9 protein-coding genes are annotated in these 17,864 nt (G+C 67.0%); 5 read left to right on the top strand and 4 right to left on the bottom strand.

From position 1 onward, the window contains the following. Positions 1-6: 6 nt before the first annotated feature. The 4 genes from H6718_14945 to H6718_14930 form a co-directional block, all read right to left on the bottom strand. Entirely contained in the window at positions 7-10,506 is a 10,500-nt protein-coding gene (locus H6718_14945; protein MCB9586695.1) for a hypothetical protein, read from the bottom strand. Positions 10,507-10,779: 273 nt separating this feature from the next. Next, complete coding sequence (locus tag H6718_14940) at positions 10,780-12,042, bottom strand: DsbA family protein (GenBank protein ID MCB9586694.1); 1,263 nt, start codon at positions 12,040-12,042, stop codon at positions 10,780-10,782. Beyond that, positions 12,042-12,848 carry an SDR family NAD(P)-dependent oxidoreductase gene (locus H6718_14935; GenBank protein MCB9586693.1) on the bottom strand — a complete coding sequence of 269 codons (807 nt, stop codon included), beginning with the start codon at positions 12,846-12,848 and terminating at the stop codon, positions 12,042-12,044. Before H6718_14935 ends, H6718_14940 begins: the two co-directional genes overlap by 1 nt. A gap of 75 nt (positions 12,849-12,923) precedes the next feature. Next, the gene (locus H6718_14930; GenBank protein ID MCB9586692.1) at positions 12,924-13,580 is read right to left on the bottom strand and encodes a TetR/AcrR family transcriptional regulator; all 657 of its coding nucleotides are present in this window, start codon (positions 13,578-13,580) and stop codon (positions 12,924-12,926) included. 101 nt (positions 13,581-13,681) lie between these two features. Here H6718_14930 and H6718_14925 point away from each other — a divergent pair, with 101 nt between their 5' ends. The 5 genes from H6718_14925 to H6718_14905 all read left to right on the top strand — a co-directional run bounded on the left by H6718_14925 (position 13,682) and on the right by H6718_14905 (position 17,836). After that, positions 13,682-14,914 carry a DUF445 family protein gene (locus tag H6718_14925; GenBank protein MCB9586691.1) on the top strand — a complete coding sequence of 411 codons (1,233 nt, stop codon included), beginning with the start codon at positions 13,682-13,684 and terminating at the stop codon, positions 14,912-14,914. A 162-nt stretch (positions 14,915-15,076) separates the two neighbouring features. After that, positions 15,077-15,985: a hypothetical protein gene (locus H6718_14920; protein ID MCB9586690.1), complete on the top strand. Its 909-nt coding sequence runs from the start codon at positions 15,077-15,079 to the stop codon at positions 15,983-15,985. Further along, positions 15,982-16,947, top strand: coding sequence for a hypothetical protein (locus H6718_14915; GenBank protein MCB9586689.1), 966 nt, complete (start codon positions 15,982-15,984; stop codon positions 16,945-16,947). The genes H6718_14920 and H6718_14915 overlap by 4 nt, the downstream gene beginning before the upstream one ends. A gap of 39 nt (positions 16,948-16,986) precedes the next feature. Beyond that, positions 16,987-17,295, top strand: a complete 309-nt coding sequence (locus H6718_14910) for a hypothetical protein (protein ID MCB9586688.1) — start codon at positions 16,987-16,989, stop codon at positions 17,293-17,295. Positions 17,296-17,347: 52 nt separating this feature from the next. After that, positions 17,348-17,836 carry a peptidyl-prolyl cis-trans isomerase gene (locus tag H6718_14905; GenBank protein MCB9586687.1) on the top strand — a complete coding sequence of 163 codons (489 nt, stop codon included), beginning with the start codon at positions 17,348-17,350 and terminating at the stop codon, positions 17,834-17,836. Positions 17,837-17,864 lie beyond the last annotated feature (28 nt).

Here is a 17,864-nt window from a genome sequence, read left to right as displayed (position 1 = left end):
AGCGGCTCAGCCTAGCTGCGCCATCAGGTCCCGCGCCGCCTGATTGTTCGGATCCTCGTTGAGGCACTTCGCCAGGAAGATCTTGGCCTTGCGCACGTCCGCCTTGCGGTGCGCCAGGCGGCCCATGTGGTAGTACGCCTGGGCGCGTGCTTGAGGTGTGGCGCCCTCCTCGTCGGGGTCCGTCACCGGGCGCATCATCGTTACCGCACGGAACGCACGGTTGGCTACCGGCTCCTCGTCCAGGTCGAGGGCCAGCTCACCAAGTTCCATGGCGAGCGCGCCGTTCTTCGGATCCATTTCGAAGGCACGATTGAGGGAGTCGAGAGCGTTGGTCAGCGCACCCGCACCCAAATCGAGGTGCGCCAGCTCGCGATAAATGCGCGACAGGCTGCGTGAGCGCCGCCCACGCTGAGAGGCGACCCCCTCTGCAAGCAGTGCCCGCGCGTCCGCTGCGCGGCCAGCGCTCGCATAGGCCCGGCCCAGCGCGGCGATACCCTCGAGCTCATCAGGCACCAGCGACCGCGCCTGCTCGAGGACACCAATGGCCTCTCCAAGGTGACCGCCGGGTCCCGCCAGGAGCTGCCCTGCTTGGACCAGTAGCTGATAGCGCGCCTCGAGCTCCGTGGCCTGGCTCGCGTCACGCAGCATCAGGTGCGCGAGCTCTCGCGTCGCTCCGAGCGCTTGATACAGCTCGCGCAGGCGCTCCGCGAGTTCTGGATCCTCGGGGTACAGCTCGACAGCCCGTTCGAGTCCCGCGCGGGCGTCTTCCAGGTGCCCCGTCTCGTTGCACACCTCGAGCAGCTCAGCGATGGCCTGAATCAAGCGCTCGCCGCTCTCGAGCTCACACAGCCGCTGCAGGTAGTGGCTGGCCATTTCCGTGTCGTTCTGGAGGCGGCGCGCGATGCGAGCCAGGCGCCACAGGGCGTCGCGGTCTTCTGGACGCTCCTCGAGCACGGCGCTCAACACGCCCCGCGCCCCTTCGCTATCCCCCAGCTCCTCGAAGACGGCGACCAGCCGCTTCTGGATCCCGCGCCGGGCGTCGCCCTCCGCCGCGTCCAGGGCACGCTGCAGCGCCTCACACAGCACGTGGCCGTGGTTCGGATCCTGCGCGTAGACGCGCTCGTGATCGTCGAGGGCATCGAGGGAGCGCTCGAGGGACTCGAGCAACTCCGCGCGTTGCTTGAGCAGCTCCACGCTGTTCACCTTCAGCGTCAGCGCGACGCTCAGCGCCTCCAGGGCGCGATCGAGCTCCCCGGCCTGCTTGTGAGCGTCAACCAGGCGCCCAAGCAGATCCGCCTGATGCGGATTGGCCTCGAAGCAGCGCGCCAGGATGTCGGCTTGCGAGGAGTGATCCCCGCGCGCCTCGAACAGCGCCGACAGGCGTTCAGCGATTTCCCGGTCCCGGGGCTCCGCCTCGAACAGCAAACGCAAGGCGCGCTCTTCGCCTTCTTCGTCACCCTGCTCACGGCGTAGATCCATCAGGCGACGGCCCAGTGCGGCGCCGGCCTCCGGCTCCTCCAGGGGCAACAAGCGCTCGATTGTTTCCGCAAGGAGATATGCATCGTCGCGCCCTTCGAGGATCTTCACGCTGCGGCGCAGCGCTTCGGCTGCGTTGGGCGACCAATCCATCAGGCTCTGGTAGACGTCGAAGGCGTCATCTGCTCGCTCGAGCTCCTCGAGCAGGCGACCCAGGCGCAGCGAGGTGCGCGTGATGCGCTCGACGTCCTCGGCGTCCTTCGAGCGCTCGAGCTCCCCCACGAGCACCTCGACCAGCTCATCACGCCGGCCTTCAGCCTCCAGCACCTCGACCAGGGTCTCCCCGGCTTCAGGCGTCCCAGGGAAGTCCTCGACGATCTGGCGGAGCACGTCGATGGCGTCCCGCGTGTCTCCCCGACCGAGCAGAATGCGGGCACGCTCCAAGGCGAGGCGGCCGCGGCTCTCCGCGTCATCCACCACCGCGAGGGTGCTCTCGATCAGCTCAGCCAAGCGCGCGGAGTCACCGCGTTCGCGGCACAGAGCCATCAGCGGCTCCCACGCCTCGCGGTCCGCAGGGTTATCCTGACGAACCCGCTCGAGCACCCGCACGGCGCGATCGAGCTGGCCCTGCTCTTGAGCCTGGGCAGCGATCTGCAAGCACAGATCCCGCGCGTCTACCGGTCCCAAGAGCAGCGCCGCTTGCTCCTTCAGCTCGAGGGCCTTGGCGAGGGCCCCCTGAGCCTCCAGCAGCTCGGCGAGCTGCAGACGCGCCCAGGCGCCGTCTTCGCTGTCGAGCCCCGAGTCGTTGCGCCCGAGCGCTTCCTCGAGGATCTTTCGCGCGACGTCGAGTTGCTCCAGCCTCTTGGCAAGCTCGAAGGCTTCACGCAATGCGTCGAGTCGCGGCCCAGGCAGCGACGCGATGTAACGCAGAGCAACCAGCAGCGACGCCTCGCGCCCGGCGCTGCGAGAGATCGACTCGAGCAGCCGTGCTGGCTCTTCGAGGCCCGGCTCCCGCTTCAGCAAGCCACTCAGCATCTCGTCGGCGCGCTCGACATCGGGGCCGAGCTCCAGCGCGCGCTCCAAGAGGTCGATGCCGGAGTCCCGGGTGTCCGCGCTCTGAAGGCGCAGCTCGGCGAGGCGATACAGGGCCTCCGCGTCCGCGTTGTCGAGGCCCTGCGCCATGACCCGGCGCTCGAGCACATGAGTCTCCCGTTCGCGATCCCCAAGCCACTCATACACCTGACCAAGCGCCGACCAGGCCAAGGAGTCGCTATCTCCCGACTCCAAGCTCTGGAACACGTGGTCGGCACGATGCTTGATGCGGTCTCCGCGTTCGGCGCTCGGCCCTTGACCGTCCTCGGCATACAGCAGGACCAGGTCCGCGAGAGCACGAGCCGTTTCCGCGGGGTTACTTGCCTTCTCGAGGCGTGTCTCCACGACGCGCGCCAGGAGCTCGTGACGGCCCCGTTGGCGGAGCGCGCGCTCCAGGCGCTTGCTCTCGAAGTCGCTTTCCATCGCGGCCTCGAAGGCGCTCTCGATGAACTCCGTCGCGCGGATCGGATCATCGCGGAGCGCCGCTATCTCGCCCAGGTAGACGAACGCCTCCGCGCGGCTAGGTCCCTTCTGGGCGGGCTCGGCGCCCGGCTTGAGCACCAGGAGCAACGCACGGAACGCGCGCTCGGAGCGCTCTCCTCGCCCAAGCTCGAACGCCACACGCCCGAGCTCTTCGAGCACCTCGGGGTGCGCTGGATCGATCTTGGCCGCCACCTCGAGCTCTCGAAGCGCCGACTCACTGCCTTCGGACTTGTTGAGCACTCGCGCCAGGCGGTGGTGCACCAAGGCGCGAGACTTGGGACGCCGAGTTCCGTAGAGCTCCAGCTGGTCGCGTAGCAGCTGCTCCGCTCTTTCGAAGCCCGCTTCGGTGTCTCCTTGTTCGTCACACAGCGCGTCCACCAGCGCCAGTCGCAAGTCGACGTCTTCGGGTTCGGCCTCCAGCGCAGCCTCGAGCAGCGGGATGGCGCGGGCGGGGTTCCCCACCCGGTCCATGAACAGCGCCGCTGCTTCTTCGAAGAGCTTGCGGCGCTTGCGCTTCAGCGTTGCGCGCTTGGCCTCCTCTGACAGCAGCTCCGCCAGCGGGACCCAGGCCTTATCCGCACGGTAAAGCTCCGAGAGATACTTGCGCACCGGCGCTGCATCGACTCCGCGCCACTGGTTCATGAGCGACAGAGCCGCTTCCAGGCGGGCCCGAGCACGGTCACGACGCTCTAGCTCTTCGTAGCCCTTGGCGAGTCGCAGCGTGCGCTCGGCGACGTGTTCGCGGCCAGAAGAGGCGCACAGCCACTCCAGCACCTCGACCTTGTGTTGGGTCTCTCCCCGTTGCTCGTGGAGGCGTGCCAGGGCCTCCAGGGAGTCCTCTCCCCCCAAGGCCGCGCCTGAGCGGTAGTCCGCCAGCGCGCGATCGATGTCTTTGAGTTCGAGCTCCGCGAGGTTCGCAGCGCGAGACCACAACGCGGCCGCGCCGCCGCGATCATCCTGTCGCTCGCGACACGTGGCTTGCTGCTCCCACAGCTTCACCTTCGCCTCGCTGCGGCCCAGCTCATCGAGCAAGATGGCCAAACGCGGCACGCTCGCCTGAGCCACTTCGTCGGCCGGCTCCTCGTCGAGCAACGCCGAGAAGATCTCGGCGGCCTTCTCCGGCGCGCTCAAGCGCTCCTGACACAAGAGCGCGGCCTCCTGGCGCATCGTGCGTTTGATCTGGGTAGCGAAGTCCAGCTCCGCAGCTTCCAGCAGCAAATCGACCACCTCTTGGTGGCGGCCGCGCTCGAGCAGGCGGTTCTTCTGCTCGGTGACGGCCCAGTGTGTGACCTCCCCGATGCGCGGATCACGACTCCGCTTCCAGTACCGCACGGAAGTAACGTAGAGTTCCCGACAGGCTTCGAGCCCGGCCTCGGCGTCGCTGACACCACGCACCGCGCCCATGGCGCCGTCCCAGTCGTCGGCTGCCGCGTAGGCGTGCAGCGCCTGCTCGGTCTGCCCCGTGTGGTTCGCGTACAGCTCTGCGAGGCGCACCAGGAGCGCCGCTCGCGGCTCCGGATCTGCCGTCGACTCGGCCTGGCGCTCGATGCGCTTGGCCAAGTCAGCCCAGCGTTGCTCCTGCTCCAGCAGCGCGAGCAAGGCCTCGAAGCTCTCTTCGTCGCCACTGTAGTTGGCCTCGATCGCGGACCAGCGCTCGATGGCGCTTGCAGTCTCCCCCAGTTCTCCGGCCAGCACCTTCGCCGCCCACACGCGATCCGCGCGAGAGGCCGCAGCATCTCCGGATGTCGCCCTGAGCTCCGCTCGGCGGTCCAGCGCTGCCACGAGATCTGCGTGCAGCGCAGCGCGCTGGAGCGCGTCTACCAAACCATCCAGCGCCGCGACGTTGTCACCTTCGATCTGGAGCAACTCTCGCCACAGACGGATCGCCCGCTCGAGGTTCGAAAGCTCTCGATCAGCCAGCACCGCCGCCGTCGCTAGCACACCCACGCGCTCTGCCTCGGAGTCCGGCAGCTCAGCAGCCAGCGCGGCGATGCGCTCGAGCAGGTCCGCACGACGTGCGTGTTCTCCCGCCGCTTCCAAGAGCGGGTCCAGGCGACGGCACGCCTTGAGCTGGAGCTCCGTGGGGGCGCCTGCGCTATGGGCGACGCGATGATGCAGATCCGTCGCTTGCTCCACGAGGCGCTCGCGCTCGCTGACCTCGCCCGCCTCGTAGTAGAGCTCCTCGGCCAGCGGGGACTCCTGCTGCGCGGCGATCTCCACCAAGAGCTCAGCCTGCCGCGCGCCTTGATCGGTTCGCTGGGCCAGCGAATCTAGTTCCGCACGGTAATTCTCAGAGCCGGGCGCCAGGGCAACCAGCTCCGTCAAGTGCTTGAAGGCAGCGACGGGGTCGTCGAGGCGCGTCAGGCAGATCTGCACCAGCTCGCCGAGGCGCTCCTCGAGCTCCGCTTTGCCTGGCGCGGCTTCGAGCTCGACTTCGAGCATGCGCACCACGTCCTGAGTCTGCCCGAGGGATTCGTAGTAGGTCTTGAGTCGCGCAGCGACCTCGTCACGCACACTCATCGCGCGACGCCGCCGGCTGCCGTCTCCGGTAGGAGGCAGCGAATGCGGAGGCACGGGCAACGCCAGGATGCGCTCCAGCAGCTGGAATGCCTCGCCGCTGCCGCTCCCGTTCTCCAGCGTCTGGTCGATCAACGTGAACGCCTGACGCGCGTCGTTGAGGTCGATCCACAGCCCCGCGATGCGCAGCCGAAGCTCCTCGAGCGGCGTGCCAGACAGCTTGTCGAGACGTCGACTGAGCAGCTCGATCAATGGGCGGCTTTGGCCCTCTCGTTCGTAGAGGCGCTCGAGGTTGTTCTCGACCCGGGAGTCGTCGTGTCGCAGCTCCAGCAGCTGCTCCAGGTAGCCAATCGCGCGCGGTGCGTCCCCGGCGAAGTCTTTGGCAGCGAGCGCCGCCTCCTCGAGCAAGCTCTCTCGCTCGAAATCAGCTTCGCTGCGCGAGATCGCTCGATCGTAGACCCGGAACAGGTCCTGCCAGCGCCCCGCCGCGTTGAAGGCGAGCTTCAAGCGGTCGAGGGCCCAGGCAGCAGTCGGCGCGCCTTCGAGCACACGCTCCAGGAGCTCAATCACGCGGTCGGGTTCGTCGAACCACTCTTCGTAGAAATCGATCAGGCGCCGCCCCAGAAGCTCCGCCAGCTCGCCGTCGGTCGCCTGAGCGAGCGCCGCGTTGTACGCGTCCCGGACTGGCTCCGGCGTCTCGAGCTTGCGCGCGAGCCGCTCCGCCACGTCCCACACGGCTTCCTCCTCGGGGCTCTCTTGGGCGGCTTGCAGGCAAAGCTCCAGCGCCGCCTCGGGCTGCTCCGATTCCTTGTACTCCACGACCTGCAGGAACCACTCCTGACGGCGCTCGGCGAGCTCTGGTGTGTCCTTTGAAACCGCGAGCAACGTCTCGAGGATCTCCCGGCCCGCTTCACGGTCTTCGAGCTCCTGGGATATGCGATCCAGGAGCTCGGCGGCTTGCGCCCGCGCGTTTGGCTGCACCAACACCTGCTTCACGAGCTCGAGAGCCTCGGGCTGGGTCGGGTAGTTGGTGAGCACGTTGTGCAGCACCTCGAGGCCCGCTTCCACGTCTCCGGTGCCTTCGATCAACGCGCGAGCGTAGGCTAAATCCGCGAGGATACGCGCTTCACCCTGAGCGCGATCGCGCAGGCGCCCGAGGTGGGCGAGCGCGGCCTTGTGTTCGCCGGCCGCAAGCGCCAGGCGCGCGGCGTCGCTCAGCGCTTGTTCGTGGTCGGGCTCTTGTTCCAGGACCCGCCCGAGCAGCTTGCGCGCCTCCTCGGGTGCCCCCAGGCGCTGCTCCTCTACCACCGCCCACTCCATGAGCACCGGCGCGGGCTCCTCGTGGGCCTTCACCCGCAGCTCGAAGAGCCATCGCCAGTCGTCCGCCCGCGGCGCGGATTGCGCGCTCAAGAAAGCCTCGAAGCCTCGGGTCCGCTCTTCGCTGGGTTCACCGAGCGCGATGTACAAGCGGAAGCAGTCTGCCGCGCGATCGGCGTGCTCCGGCTCCGCGCTCAGGCACCTCGCCTCGAGCGCAAACAGCGCCTCCCGGTCTGCCTCGGGAAAACCGGAGCGCACGGCGCGCGCCAAATCGGCCAACACCAGACGCGTCGCTGGGTGCTCAGCGCGCGGCTCGAGCTGCTGCACCTGAGCGGTTGCGACGGGCCCCGTAGCCTCAGCGAGTACGACCTGGAACACGCCGGGCATGTCGCTCCAGTCCGCTTCCAGCGCGATCAAGCCGAGCAGGCGCTGGGCGGATTCCACGTCGTCGCTGGCGACCCTGAGCACTCGCTTCAAGAACTCGCTCGCCATGCGCGGGTCGTTCAGCTCGTTCTCAGCCAGGGTCGAGGCCCGGCGCCAGTAGCCTGCGGCGGCCGGGGCGTCCTCGATCCGCTCGGAAGCGACTTGAGCCAGGCGATCGAGGATACGTAGAGCCAGCGACGGTTCCTCGGTCAGCTGGAGCTTGCGCTCGAGCACCCCTGTCAGGAACTGCCAGTCACCGCTCTGCATGCCCAGGCGTTCGGCGTCGCTCAGCCACACACCTTCCAGGGCGCCGCTCTCGAGCAAGGCGCGGTAGTGCCCAAGGGCCGCGGGAACGTCGTCGATTTCCACCGCGAGCTCTGCCGCCGCGGCCAGCGCCTCGTTCTTCTTCGTCTCTTCCAGGTACGGCAGCGCCCGCACGCTCTCGGCGTAGGCCTCTGGCAGGCGCCCGCTCTCACGCAGCGCTGCCAAGAGCGAGCCGTGGGCCAGCTGATCCGACGGGTCAGCTTCCAAGATCTGTTGCCACACGGCAATGGCTTTGGGCGTGTCGCCTAGCTCCTTCCGCAGCAGGCGCGCGAGCGCATGCTGGAGCTTACGTTGCCGCTCAGGGCCGCCTGGCTGCAGCAGCGCCTCACGGTAGAAGTTCAGACGCTCTTCGGGGGTTCCGCCCTCTGCGAGGAGCTCCTCGATGCGGGCAACCAGGGCGTGATTCGTCGGGTCGAAGGCGTGGGCCCGGCGCAAGACCTCGATGGCGCGGGCGGTCTCTCCCAGGCTCGACAGCGCCTCTCCCAGAGCGATCGCCAGCTGGAATAGCTCGGAGGTGGCGATGGGCTGGGAACCGAGCGCCCGGGTCAGGGTCTCGCTGTAGGGCGCGTAGTCTTGGCTGCGCTCCGCTTCGGCGGCGAGGTCCGAAAGCCACGCCGCGACCTCCAGTGGCACCTCTGCGACAGCGACCCATAGCGCCTGAGAAGCCAACGCATGAATCCTCGCGGAATCTCTCGGCTCCTCCTGCAGCAGGTCGACGGCGGCGCGATACGCGGCCAAGCGCGGCGCCGCGGACTCCGCGATGCGCGCCTGCCACTCGAGCAGCGACACCTTGAGTCGGCGGTCTCCGGACGCATCGGCTGCCCGGCGCAGGGTCTCCGCCGCGCGTCCCGCGAGCGCCTCGTCGTTCAAGCAGCGCTCCAGCGCAGCGATGGCACTCGGTTGCTTCGGCGAAGCCGCCAGGGCCTGTCCAAACAGCTCCAGGGCGCGACCGGGATCACTGAGCTTGTCGCTCAACACTTGACCGGCGCGGGCTAGCGTCTTGGCGCGCTCCTCGCCTTCTTCGAGCTCTGCACGTGCCCCGAGCGCGCGGGCCAGGCCCTCGAAATCTTTCTGGGACTCGAGCACCGGCACGAGCTTCGTCAGCGCCTGGAGCCCGGCGCCGTAGCGCTCGACCGCGAGCCACCAGGTGCGAACGGCCTCCTTGCGATCCCCAAGGCGCTCACCGCGCAGCGTTGCCGCGCGGATAATGAATTCACGCGCCTCGTCCGCGTCCTGGCTGAGTTCGGCGCGCTTCTCGAGCACACGAGCGAGACCCGCGTCATCCGCCAGCTCGGTAGAAAGCGCCTCGAGGCGCTCGAGGGCTTGCTCAGCCTGATCGGAGTCGAGCAGCGCCGACCACGCGCTCACTGCCAGCTTCTTGTCGCCGGTTTCGTCGCACAGCCGCGCGAGGCGCTCGGCCGCCGGGTGGCGCTCTGCCGGATCCTGCTCCCGCTGCACGACCTGCTCGAGCGCCTTCGCGAGGCGCTTGTTGTCCCCTACACGGGCGTAGAGTTCGCACAGCTCTTTGGCCGCGCGAAGCACCGCAGGATCCTCCGCGCCAGTCTCGAGCGCCGACTGATACGACGCCATGGCCCGCCGCTCGTCGCCGCACTGCAAGAACAAGCGTCCAACCTGAGTTAGCACCTTGGCCTTGGCGTCCGGTTCCTTGGCGCTGTGGGCGCTACGGCTGAGCAGCCGCGCGGCATCCACTCGGCGATCGAGCATCGCGCTGAGCGCGACGTAGCGCTCGCGCAGGTCGTCGTCGGAAGGATCTCGCGAGACCAGCGGTTCAAGGAGATCCCGCGCGCCTTTGGGATCATCCAGGTGGTCTTGCTTGAGCACCGCGAGCTCGCGCTGGGCCTCGGCGCGGCGAGATCCCGTCGCTAGCCGCAGCTCTAGCGTGAGCATGCTAGCGGCGTCCTGGATTTGCCCCTTCTTTTGATACAGCCGAGAGAGCGCCGCGGCGGCTCGCGGGGCGACTGTACGTTGCTCGAGTAGCTGCTCCGTGGCGTTCAGCGCGTAGCCATCATCCGGATCTCGCTCGAGTAGTTCCTCGAGGAAACTGATGGCCTTGTGAGGCTGACCGAGGTCCTCGGTATACGCGCGGATCAGCCAGCGCTGGAGCTCCAGCGAGCGCTCTGGCGACGGGTTCGTCCCCAGCTCGGCCTCGAAGAGCTTGACCGCTTCTTTCGTGCGGCCCTCGGCGATGTAGCGCTGCCCGAGCTCACGCTGCACGCTGTCGTCTGCGGGCTCGAGCTTTGCCAGCTCTTCCAGCAGCGGCACCGCGGCGTCCTCGCGCTGGGGCATGCCTTCTACCTGCTCCAGCGCGAGCCTGAGGAGCGCCGCGCGTTCGGTCGCCTCTCCGACGTGAGGCAGGCGGGCGAGATACAGCTTCACCAAGCGCGTCGCGTCGCCAGCTCCGAGCAAGAGTCCACGCAGGCGCTCGAAAGCACGCTCTTCGCCTGGATTTATCTCCAGGGCGCGCTCGGCGTGTTGCACCGCCCCGTCAGCATCGCCGAATACTCCCAGCAGGAAATCCGCGGCGTGCAAATGGATCTCTACACGGTTCCCCGCGGAAAGTACACGGAACCGGGTCCCCTCGGTGAGCTTCTCGTAGGCGAACGCCAGCTCGGCGATCTTGTCGTCCCTGGCAGCGGCGGCATGTAGTGCTTCCCACTGCTCGAGCATGGGTTCGCCATGGGACAGTGCACCCACCAGGCTTTCGAGGAGCAGCTCTTCGTCGTGGAGTGGCCCCTCGAGCGCCGGCGCGATCGCTTCGGGACGGAGCGATGTTCTTCGACCGGGCGGGGCACTGGGCGCCGAGCCGTTACCCGGCGGCACGCTGTTGGAAGGCCCGCTGCTGTCATCCGCCATGCTTCCCTCGATCCCCCCTCGTAAACGAACCACAACGCTACCAGACCCCGGCACGTGCGTGCGTGTCGTTTAGGGCGCTGCCGCTCGCAGAAAGCCCAAGCCCCCCGCTTGTATAAGCGCGTCAGCTTGGCTGAGCGGCGCGGCAGCAATCGCCGAGTCGGCGGGCGACGCAGACGTCGTCGCGCTCCGCCAGAACACCCTTCGGGGTGTCGTCGACTGGAGACGCTCGTGCGTGGGCTTACGGAGCCGCGACGCGTCGCAGCAGCGCCCGAGTCAGCGCGAAGTGACTTGTAGTAGGCGCTCGAGGACGCGCAGGCGGTCCTGACCCCAGAGCACGTGTGCTCCGAGTTGAAAGCTCGGTACTCCCCACAGACCGAGCCCGCTGAGCTGCTCGCGATTGGTGACCGCCAGCTCGCGCCATGCCTCGGCGGCGATCGCTGCCTGAACGCGAGTCCAGGCGACGCCGGTCGCCTCGCACACGACGCGCAGCCCCGCATCGCTCGCGACGTCCACTCCTTCGCTCCAGATCGCCTGCATCGCGCGAGACGCAAACGCCACACGCTGCGCCTCGCTCGCGACGCTGAACGCCGCCAGGCAGCGCTCAGCTCCTGGCCCCACCGGATCGGTGATGCGCCCAAACGGGATCCCCAGTCGCCTCGCCTCACGGGCCGCGTCGAACAGCAGATAGAACTTCTTCAACGGTGGAACAGCCAAGCCGCGCATCACCATGGGCAGCACGGGGTGCGGCTCGAGCGCCACCTGATAACGCTCCGAAAGCTGCGCGGCGCGGTTCAGCGCGAGGTAGGAGTACGGGCTGCGAAATGAGAAGTAGACGCGGAGTTCGGACGCTGCGCGACGTAGCTCTGGCGGCAACTCCGCAGCGGGGCGCGGGCGAAAGACCTCGGCCTCGCGTTGGGTGACGGCCCCGCCCGCGGCACCAGCGAGCCACAGCGGGAGCCGGTCGACGCCCCAGTACCAGGCGCCGCGGTCGTAGAGCATCGCCCCCTGGTAGTGCCCCAACTTGCGCAACGTTGCCGAACCGCCATCCATTTCCGCGCGCAAACATCCCGAAGCATTCGAGTAGTCGACGGCCTGCGGGGGAGCGTCTGCTGCGAACACACCGGATGCGCCCGCAGCGGTCGCCTCCAAGCGTTCGAGTCCTGAGCTGCCGCGCAGGCTATCGGCTGCCGCCGCCAGTGCCGCCTGGGGATCCAGCTCCTTGAGTCGTGGACCGAGCCCAAGCTCGAACAGCTCCGCTAGGAGGCGCACGTCCCGACTCGCGTGCCGCACTCGCAGCTGGGGTTCAGGATCGAGCGCCGGCTCTGGCGCTCGCACCCAGTGAAGCTCGAACTGCTTCGGGAGCCGAGTTCGCTCCCGCCACAACGCGACGGCAAGGAGCCACGAGTGTGCGTCCAACGGATCGCAAAACAGCGCCGCGCCCGCACGCCCTGGTAGCAACCGGCGGAGCTTGAGCAGCCGCGGTCCGACGCCCACGAGACCCTGGACGACGCGGCTCTTGAGGCGGCTCTTGAGCATCAACGCGACAGCTTGGCCATGCGCGAGGCCAGCGCGGCGTATCCGCGCGGGAATGTCCTCTTGAGGACCCAGAAGCCCTTCGCATCCAGCATGGGCACCGAGTGAGGATTCCCGGAGAATACGCTCTTGAGCGCGTGGCGCGCGACGTCCGCTGCCTGAACGCGAGAGCGCTTCATCAGCTTCTCCACGAACGCCTTCTGCTCTTCATTCGTGCCGCGACCATTATCCAAGATCTTCGTCTTGAAGAAGGTGGGGCACACCGCCGTCACGTTGACTCCGAACTCCTTGAGCTCCGCGTGCAAGGTCTCGCTGAGGGACACCACGCCGCTCTTCGTGATGTTGTACGGCCCGAGTCCCGGAGGGTTCAAGAGGCCTGCGGCGCTCGCGATGTTGATGATGTAGCCCGCTCCACGATCCCGCATGGCAGGCCCAAAGGTTCGGCAACCATGGAGCACGCCCCACAGGTTGATGTTCATCACGAACTCGAGATCTTCGAGGGATACATCGAGCAACTGCCCCCCAACGCCGACCCCCGCGTTGTTGACCAGCAGGTTCACCGGGCCAACCTGAGCGGCGGCCTCTTGCAGCCGCTTCCAATCCTCGAGTTTCGTCACGTCGCACAGCTGACCCACGACGTTCGTCGCCCCCAGGCGCCGAGCTTCAGCCAGCGTCTCATCGAGCCCGGCCTGGTCGATATCCCCCAAAATCAGCCCCGCTTTAGCCTTCGCGAGCTCATAGGCAAAAGCCCGACCCAGACCAGAGCCAGCGCCGGTGATCACAGCATTAGTTCCGCGCGGAATTATCATGGTTCCTCTCCTCCTGCGCACGGCGCAAGCACAACTTCAGCTGGCGCGGTCAGGCGCCGATTCCTTGGAGTCGCCCTACCCCCGCCCCTGAGCGTTCCTCTTGGGTTTGGGGGTGAGGTCAGCCGTCACCCCGTTACTCAAATCCATCGCGGCAGCTTGAGCGGCCCCCATTAGCGCCGCGACCATCACCTCCCGCAGAGTCTCTCGGGCTACCGTGCGGGAGTCGAGCCACTCGAGACTCGCTGCCTCCACGAAGCCGATCCAGCCGCGCAAGGCAACCTGCACCGTGGGCGAAGGAGCCGTCAGCCCCGCGCCTTCGCTGATCTGTTGCACGAAGGCGCGGCGCGCCTGTTCGACGACCAGCGCGACGTCGGGGTCTGCCGCGCCGCTCTTCATCAGTGTGGAGTAAGCCACCGCGTGATCTTCGACATAGTCGAGATATGCATCGAGGCCGCGACGCAGGCCCTCTACCTCTCCCCGGTCTGGACCTTGAGTCGCTTGCTCGATGCTCGTGAGCATCTGACCCGCAGCGTGCCTGACCGCTTCCACGTAGAAATCCCGCTTGCTCGGGAAGTAGTGGTAAAGGAGCCCCTTGGAGATCCCGGCTGCTTCGGCGATTTCACCGATCGGGATCTCCTCGTAGCTCCGATCGCTGAACAGGCGGATCCCGAGCTCGAGCAGCTGCCCGCGACGCTCGTCCACCTGGAGGCGGTTGCGCTTACGCCCGGCCACTACCGCTTCGCTCCATGGCTTGAGTCATAATCTATTGACTCAAGTTCAACAAGCCCTACGCTTGCGGCGCCTGTCAGACGGCGAGCTCACCGAGGTTCCTCATGCAAGCGCTCTTGGACGCCATCTCACGCGACTACTTGGTTCTGCTGATCCCACCGATCAGCGCCTTCGTTGGCTGGTTCACGAACGTGCTGGCGGTCAAGATGATGTTCTACCCGACCGAGTTCGTGGGCATGCGCCCGCTGCTCGGCTGGCAAGGCCTGGTGCCGGCCAACGCGCAGAAGCTCGGCAAGTTCTCCACTCGACTCATCACCACCAAGCTGATGCGCCTCGAGGAGCTGTTCGAGAACTTCAGCCCCGAGAGCTTCACGGGAGAGCTGAAGCCAGTGGTCGAGCAGATCACGGCTGAGGTAGAGACCGAGGTCAAGCGCCGCGCACCAATGATGTGGGACAACCTGGCGCCCGAGGTCCAAGAGCAGGTCCGCGAGATGATCCGCGGGGAAGTGCGCGCGACCCTAGCGCTGGTGTTGCAAGATCTGAAGCAGAACATCAACCAGGTCGTTGATCTCGAAGAAGTCGTGACCAAGGCCATCCTCGAGGACAAGACCCTCGTCACCCAGCTGTTCCTCGAAGTGGGCGCCAAGGAGTTCAAGTTCATCGAACGCTCCGGCGCCTACTTTGGCTTCTTGTTTGGTCTGGTGCAGCTTGGCGTGTGGCTGGTGTACCCGGCGTGGTGGATCCTGCCGCTCGCGGGCTTCTTCGTCGGCTACGCGACGAACTGGCTCGCGCTGAAGCTGATCTTCGAGCCCGCAGAGCCCAAGCGCATCGGCCCCTTCGTGCTTCAGGGGCTGTTTCACAAGCGGCAACATGAAGTCGCCGAGCGCTTCGCGGAGCTGGTCAGCGCAAAGCTCCTGAACCCCGACAACATCGTCGAGACGATCCAGAGTTCCACCAAGGGAGACTTCGTGACGGGCATCGTGAACCGTCAGCTCGATGCCTTGTTCGACCGCTACGCAAGCCACCCCATGGCGGCGATGCTGCTGCCCGACACCGAACGCGAGGCGCTCCGCACGCAGATCCAGACGCGGGTCACTGAAGAGCTACCGAAGCCCGGAGGCTTCCTCCACACCTTCGCTGGTCGCGCCGTCGACATCCGAGGGGAGCTGATGGAGCGCATGAAGCAACTCGATCCGAAGAGCTTCGAGGGTGTGCTGCGCCCCGCGTTTCAGCAGGACGAGTGGAAGCTGATCGTCGCTGGCGCTGCGCTCGGCTTGCTCGCAGGCGTGCTGCAGCTGGTGTACCTGTTCGAAGGCGCATTGAAGTCTGTGGCCTGAACGAGCACGGATCGAAAGAATTCGAGTCGCTGGTTTTGAAGCCGCCATGCGCGGCGTGAGACCCGGCGGGAAGAGCCAGAGACCGTCGGCCTCCCCCCAAAAAAAGCTCGAATTGCCCAGGGATTGCCCGCCGCCGCCGTTGTGGGCCATCCTGCCGGACTGGTGCAGGCGGCCTATCAGCAGAACCAACCACGCGAGCTGCAATGCCAGGAGTGTGGCGCCCTCTTGAGGTTGGCCGAAGCTCAACGCACGGCGACCTGTTTCTACTGCCGCTCCCCGAACGTCGTGGAGAGCGCCTCGGATCCCTCGCGGGTCAGGCCACGCTTCGCCCTGGCGTTCGTGTTGCCCCCGGAAGTCGCGCTCGAGCGCGCTCGCGCCTGGCAGCGCGGCCTGGGCTGGTTTCGCGGCAAGGAGATCCGCCGGGCGCCCCTGGGAGATCTCCACGCGGTGTACACCCCTGCCTTCCTGTACTCCGCGGTGGCCCGCTCCGGTTACCGCGTGGAAATAGGCGAGACCTACACCACCGGCAGCGGAGACAACAAGCGCACCCACACCGAGTGGCGGCCCCTCGGTGGCGAACACGCGACGTTCGTGAGGGACATCGTGGTCAGCGCTTCACGTGGGATCCCGAACCTCGAGCTCGAGCGCATCGAGCCCTACGACTTGCGAGCGATGCACCGCTACACCGCAGCGCTGATCAGCGGCTGGCCCGCTGAAGAGCCAAGCCAGACCCCCACAGCGGTTTGGCAGGAGGCGCGCGCCGAAGCGATGCAGCACGTGGACTTCTACCTGCGGCGCTTCATGCCCGGGGACACGCACCGCCACCTGCAGTTCAACACCCAGCTCTCTTATGAGTCGCTCGATTTGATGTTGCTGCCGCTGTGGGTGTTGCCAGTGCGCGTCGCTCCGGGTGTTCCGCCGGTTCGCCTGCTGATCAACGGGCAAACTGGGCGCATTTACGGGCCGGCTCCCCTCGCGTGGGGACGCGTGGTGTTGGTGATCGCCCTCGGGCTGGGTGTGCTGGTCGGCCTGTTCTTGCTTCTCATTGCCGTGGGGATGCTGCTCTCATGAGTATCCCCTGCACTCGCTGTCAGAGCCCGCTCGAGCCGCAGGACCTGCGTTGCCCGATCTGCAGCCAGGCTGCGCCAGAGCAAGACCACCCGCCGGAGAGCCGCGCCTTCGCCGAGGTGCTGCGCTGCAATGATTGCGGTGCTGCGGTGAGCTACACCATCGCGCACCAAGCGCCGCGCTGTCACTTCTGTGGCTCGGTGATGCACGTCGAGCGGCCTGAAGATCCCCTGGAGGAGCCCCAGTGGTTCTTGCCCTTCCGCATCGGTCCGGAGCAAGCAAGTCAGCTGCTGAGGACTTGGCTCCAGGGCCAGCGTGGCTTCTTCACTCCAAAGGAGCTCGCGAGTGAGGCCACGCTGAGCTCCCTTGCACCGCTGTGGTGGGTCGCGTGGGTGTGCAACGCCAACGCCCTCGTCACCTGGACGGCGGACTCCAACGCGGGTTCGAAGCGCGCGTATTGGGCGCCACACGCGGGCTCCGGGGAGATGCAGTTTCGCTCCTTGCTGATCCCAGCGACGCGCGGGCTCACCTACGACGAGGCCAGTTACCTGACTCCGGGCTACGACACCCGCACCCGTGAACAAGCGGCCAATGGTCCACCTCACACGCCGATCGAGCGCTTCGACGTGCAGCGGTCGGTCGCGCGCAACCACGTCATCGACAGCATCCACCGTGCGGCGGCCGCGCAGCTCAACGTCACGGCGATCCCAGGCTCGAGCAAGCGCAAGATCCAAGTCTCCGCGTTGCTCAGCAGCCTCAACACGGATCGCTACGCCTTGCCTGCTTACGTGCTGGCCTATCGTTTCCGCGGCCAGCTCTATCGAGCAATCGTGCACGGACAGGACCCGCGCTACGTGTGGGGCCGCACGCCCAAGACGTACAAGGGGCTCTTCATCGCGCTTGGGATCGTGGCGCTGGCGCTGCTCTTCGTCTTCATGTTGTTGATTGTGGTCGCCTCGCTTTGAGCTCAAGTCCGGCTCGGCCCTGCCGTTCCTGGAGGCGTCATGCAGACCTTGCCTCCGAGTTCAGTGCAGCCGCTGACCTTCATCCCTCCCAGTCCTCGGCCGCGCATGCTGGCCCCGGTGCTGGCGCTCGGCGCGTGGGCGGCGCTCGGTGCATTCGCCCTCGCGGAGAGTCAGCTCGCGGGTCGAGGCAGCCGGTTGGCCCTGTTGATCTCCGCCGCGCTGGCCTGCGGCAGCATCGTTCCCGCGGGATTGCACTTTCGCCGTTCGCCCTTCAGCAGCGCCGTCGCCCTCGCCCTGTGTGCTGGGTGGTGCGGCTTCGTCGCCTGGAAGCTGAGCCAAGTGCTCTGATTCAGCACTCTGCGGTGGCCCGGACGGAGCCCTTGACCTAGGCTCCGCCGCCATGGCTTCCCTGAAGCGCTGCTCGAGCTTGCTTGTCCTGTGCCTCACCGCACCCGCGTGCGTGATTTCGACTCACGAAGGGCCGGCTGATCCACCGGTTCACGCCGGCGCGCTCTACGAGCCGGTGTTCCCCGAGCCTGAGGAGCAGGGCAAGCCGGGTGAGCCGGAGGAAATCACCGCAAGCCACATCCTGGTGATGTACCGAGGCTCCAAGAGCGCGCCCTCCAGCATCGTCCGCAGTAAGGAAGAGGCGCGCGAGCGCGCTGAAGAAGTTCGCCAGCGCGCGGTCGCTGGCGAAGACTTCGCGACGCTGGCAGGCGAGTACTCCGACGAACCGGGCGCCGGCGAGCGAGGCGGCAGCCTGGGCGCGTTCCCCCGTGGCGTTATGGTCAAGCCGTTCAGCGACGCCGCTTTCGCGCTCAAGCCCGGACAGGTGAGCGACGTGATCGAGACCGACTACGGTTTTCACGTGATTTTGCGCACCGAGTAGCGGTTTCGGCCGGTGAGCCAGGTGGCTT

It is taken from the genome of Polyangiaceae bacterium, from assembly GCA_020633205.1.
GTDB lineage: Bacteria > Myxococcota_A > Polyangia > Polyangiales > Polyangiaceae > JAHBVY01.
Note: the sequence above shows the minus strand (reverse complement) of the source record. Positions and strands in the feature narration are given on the sequence as shown.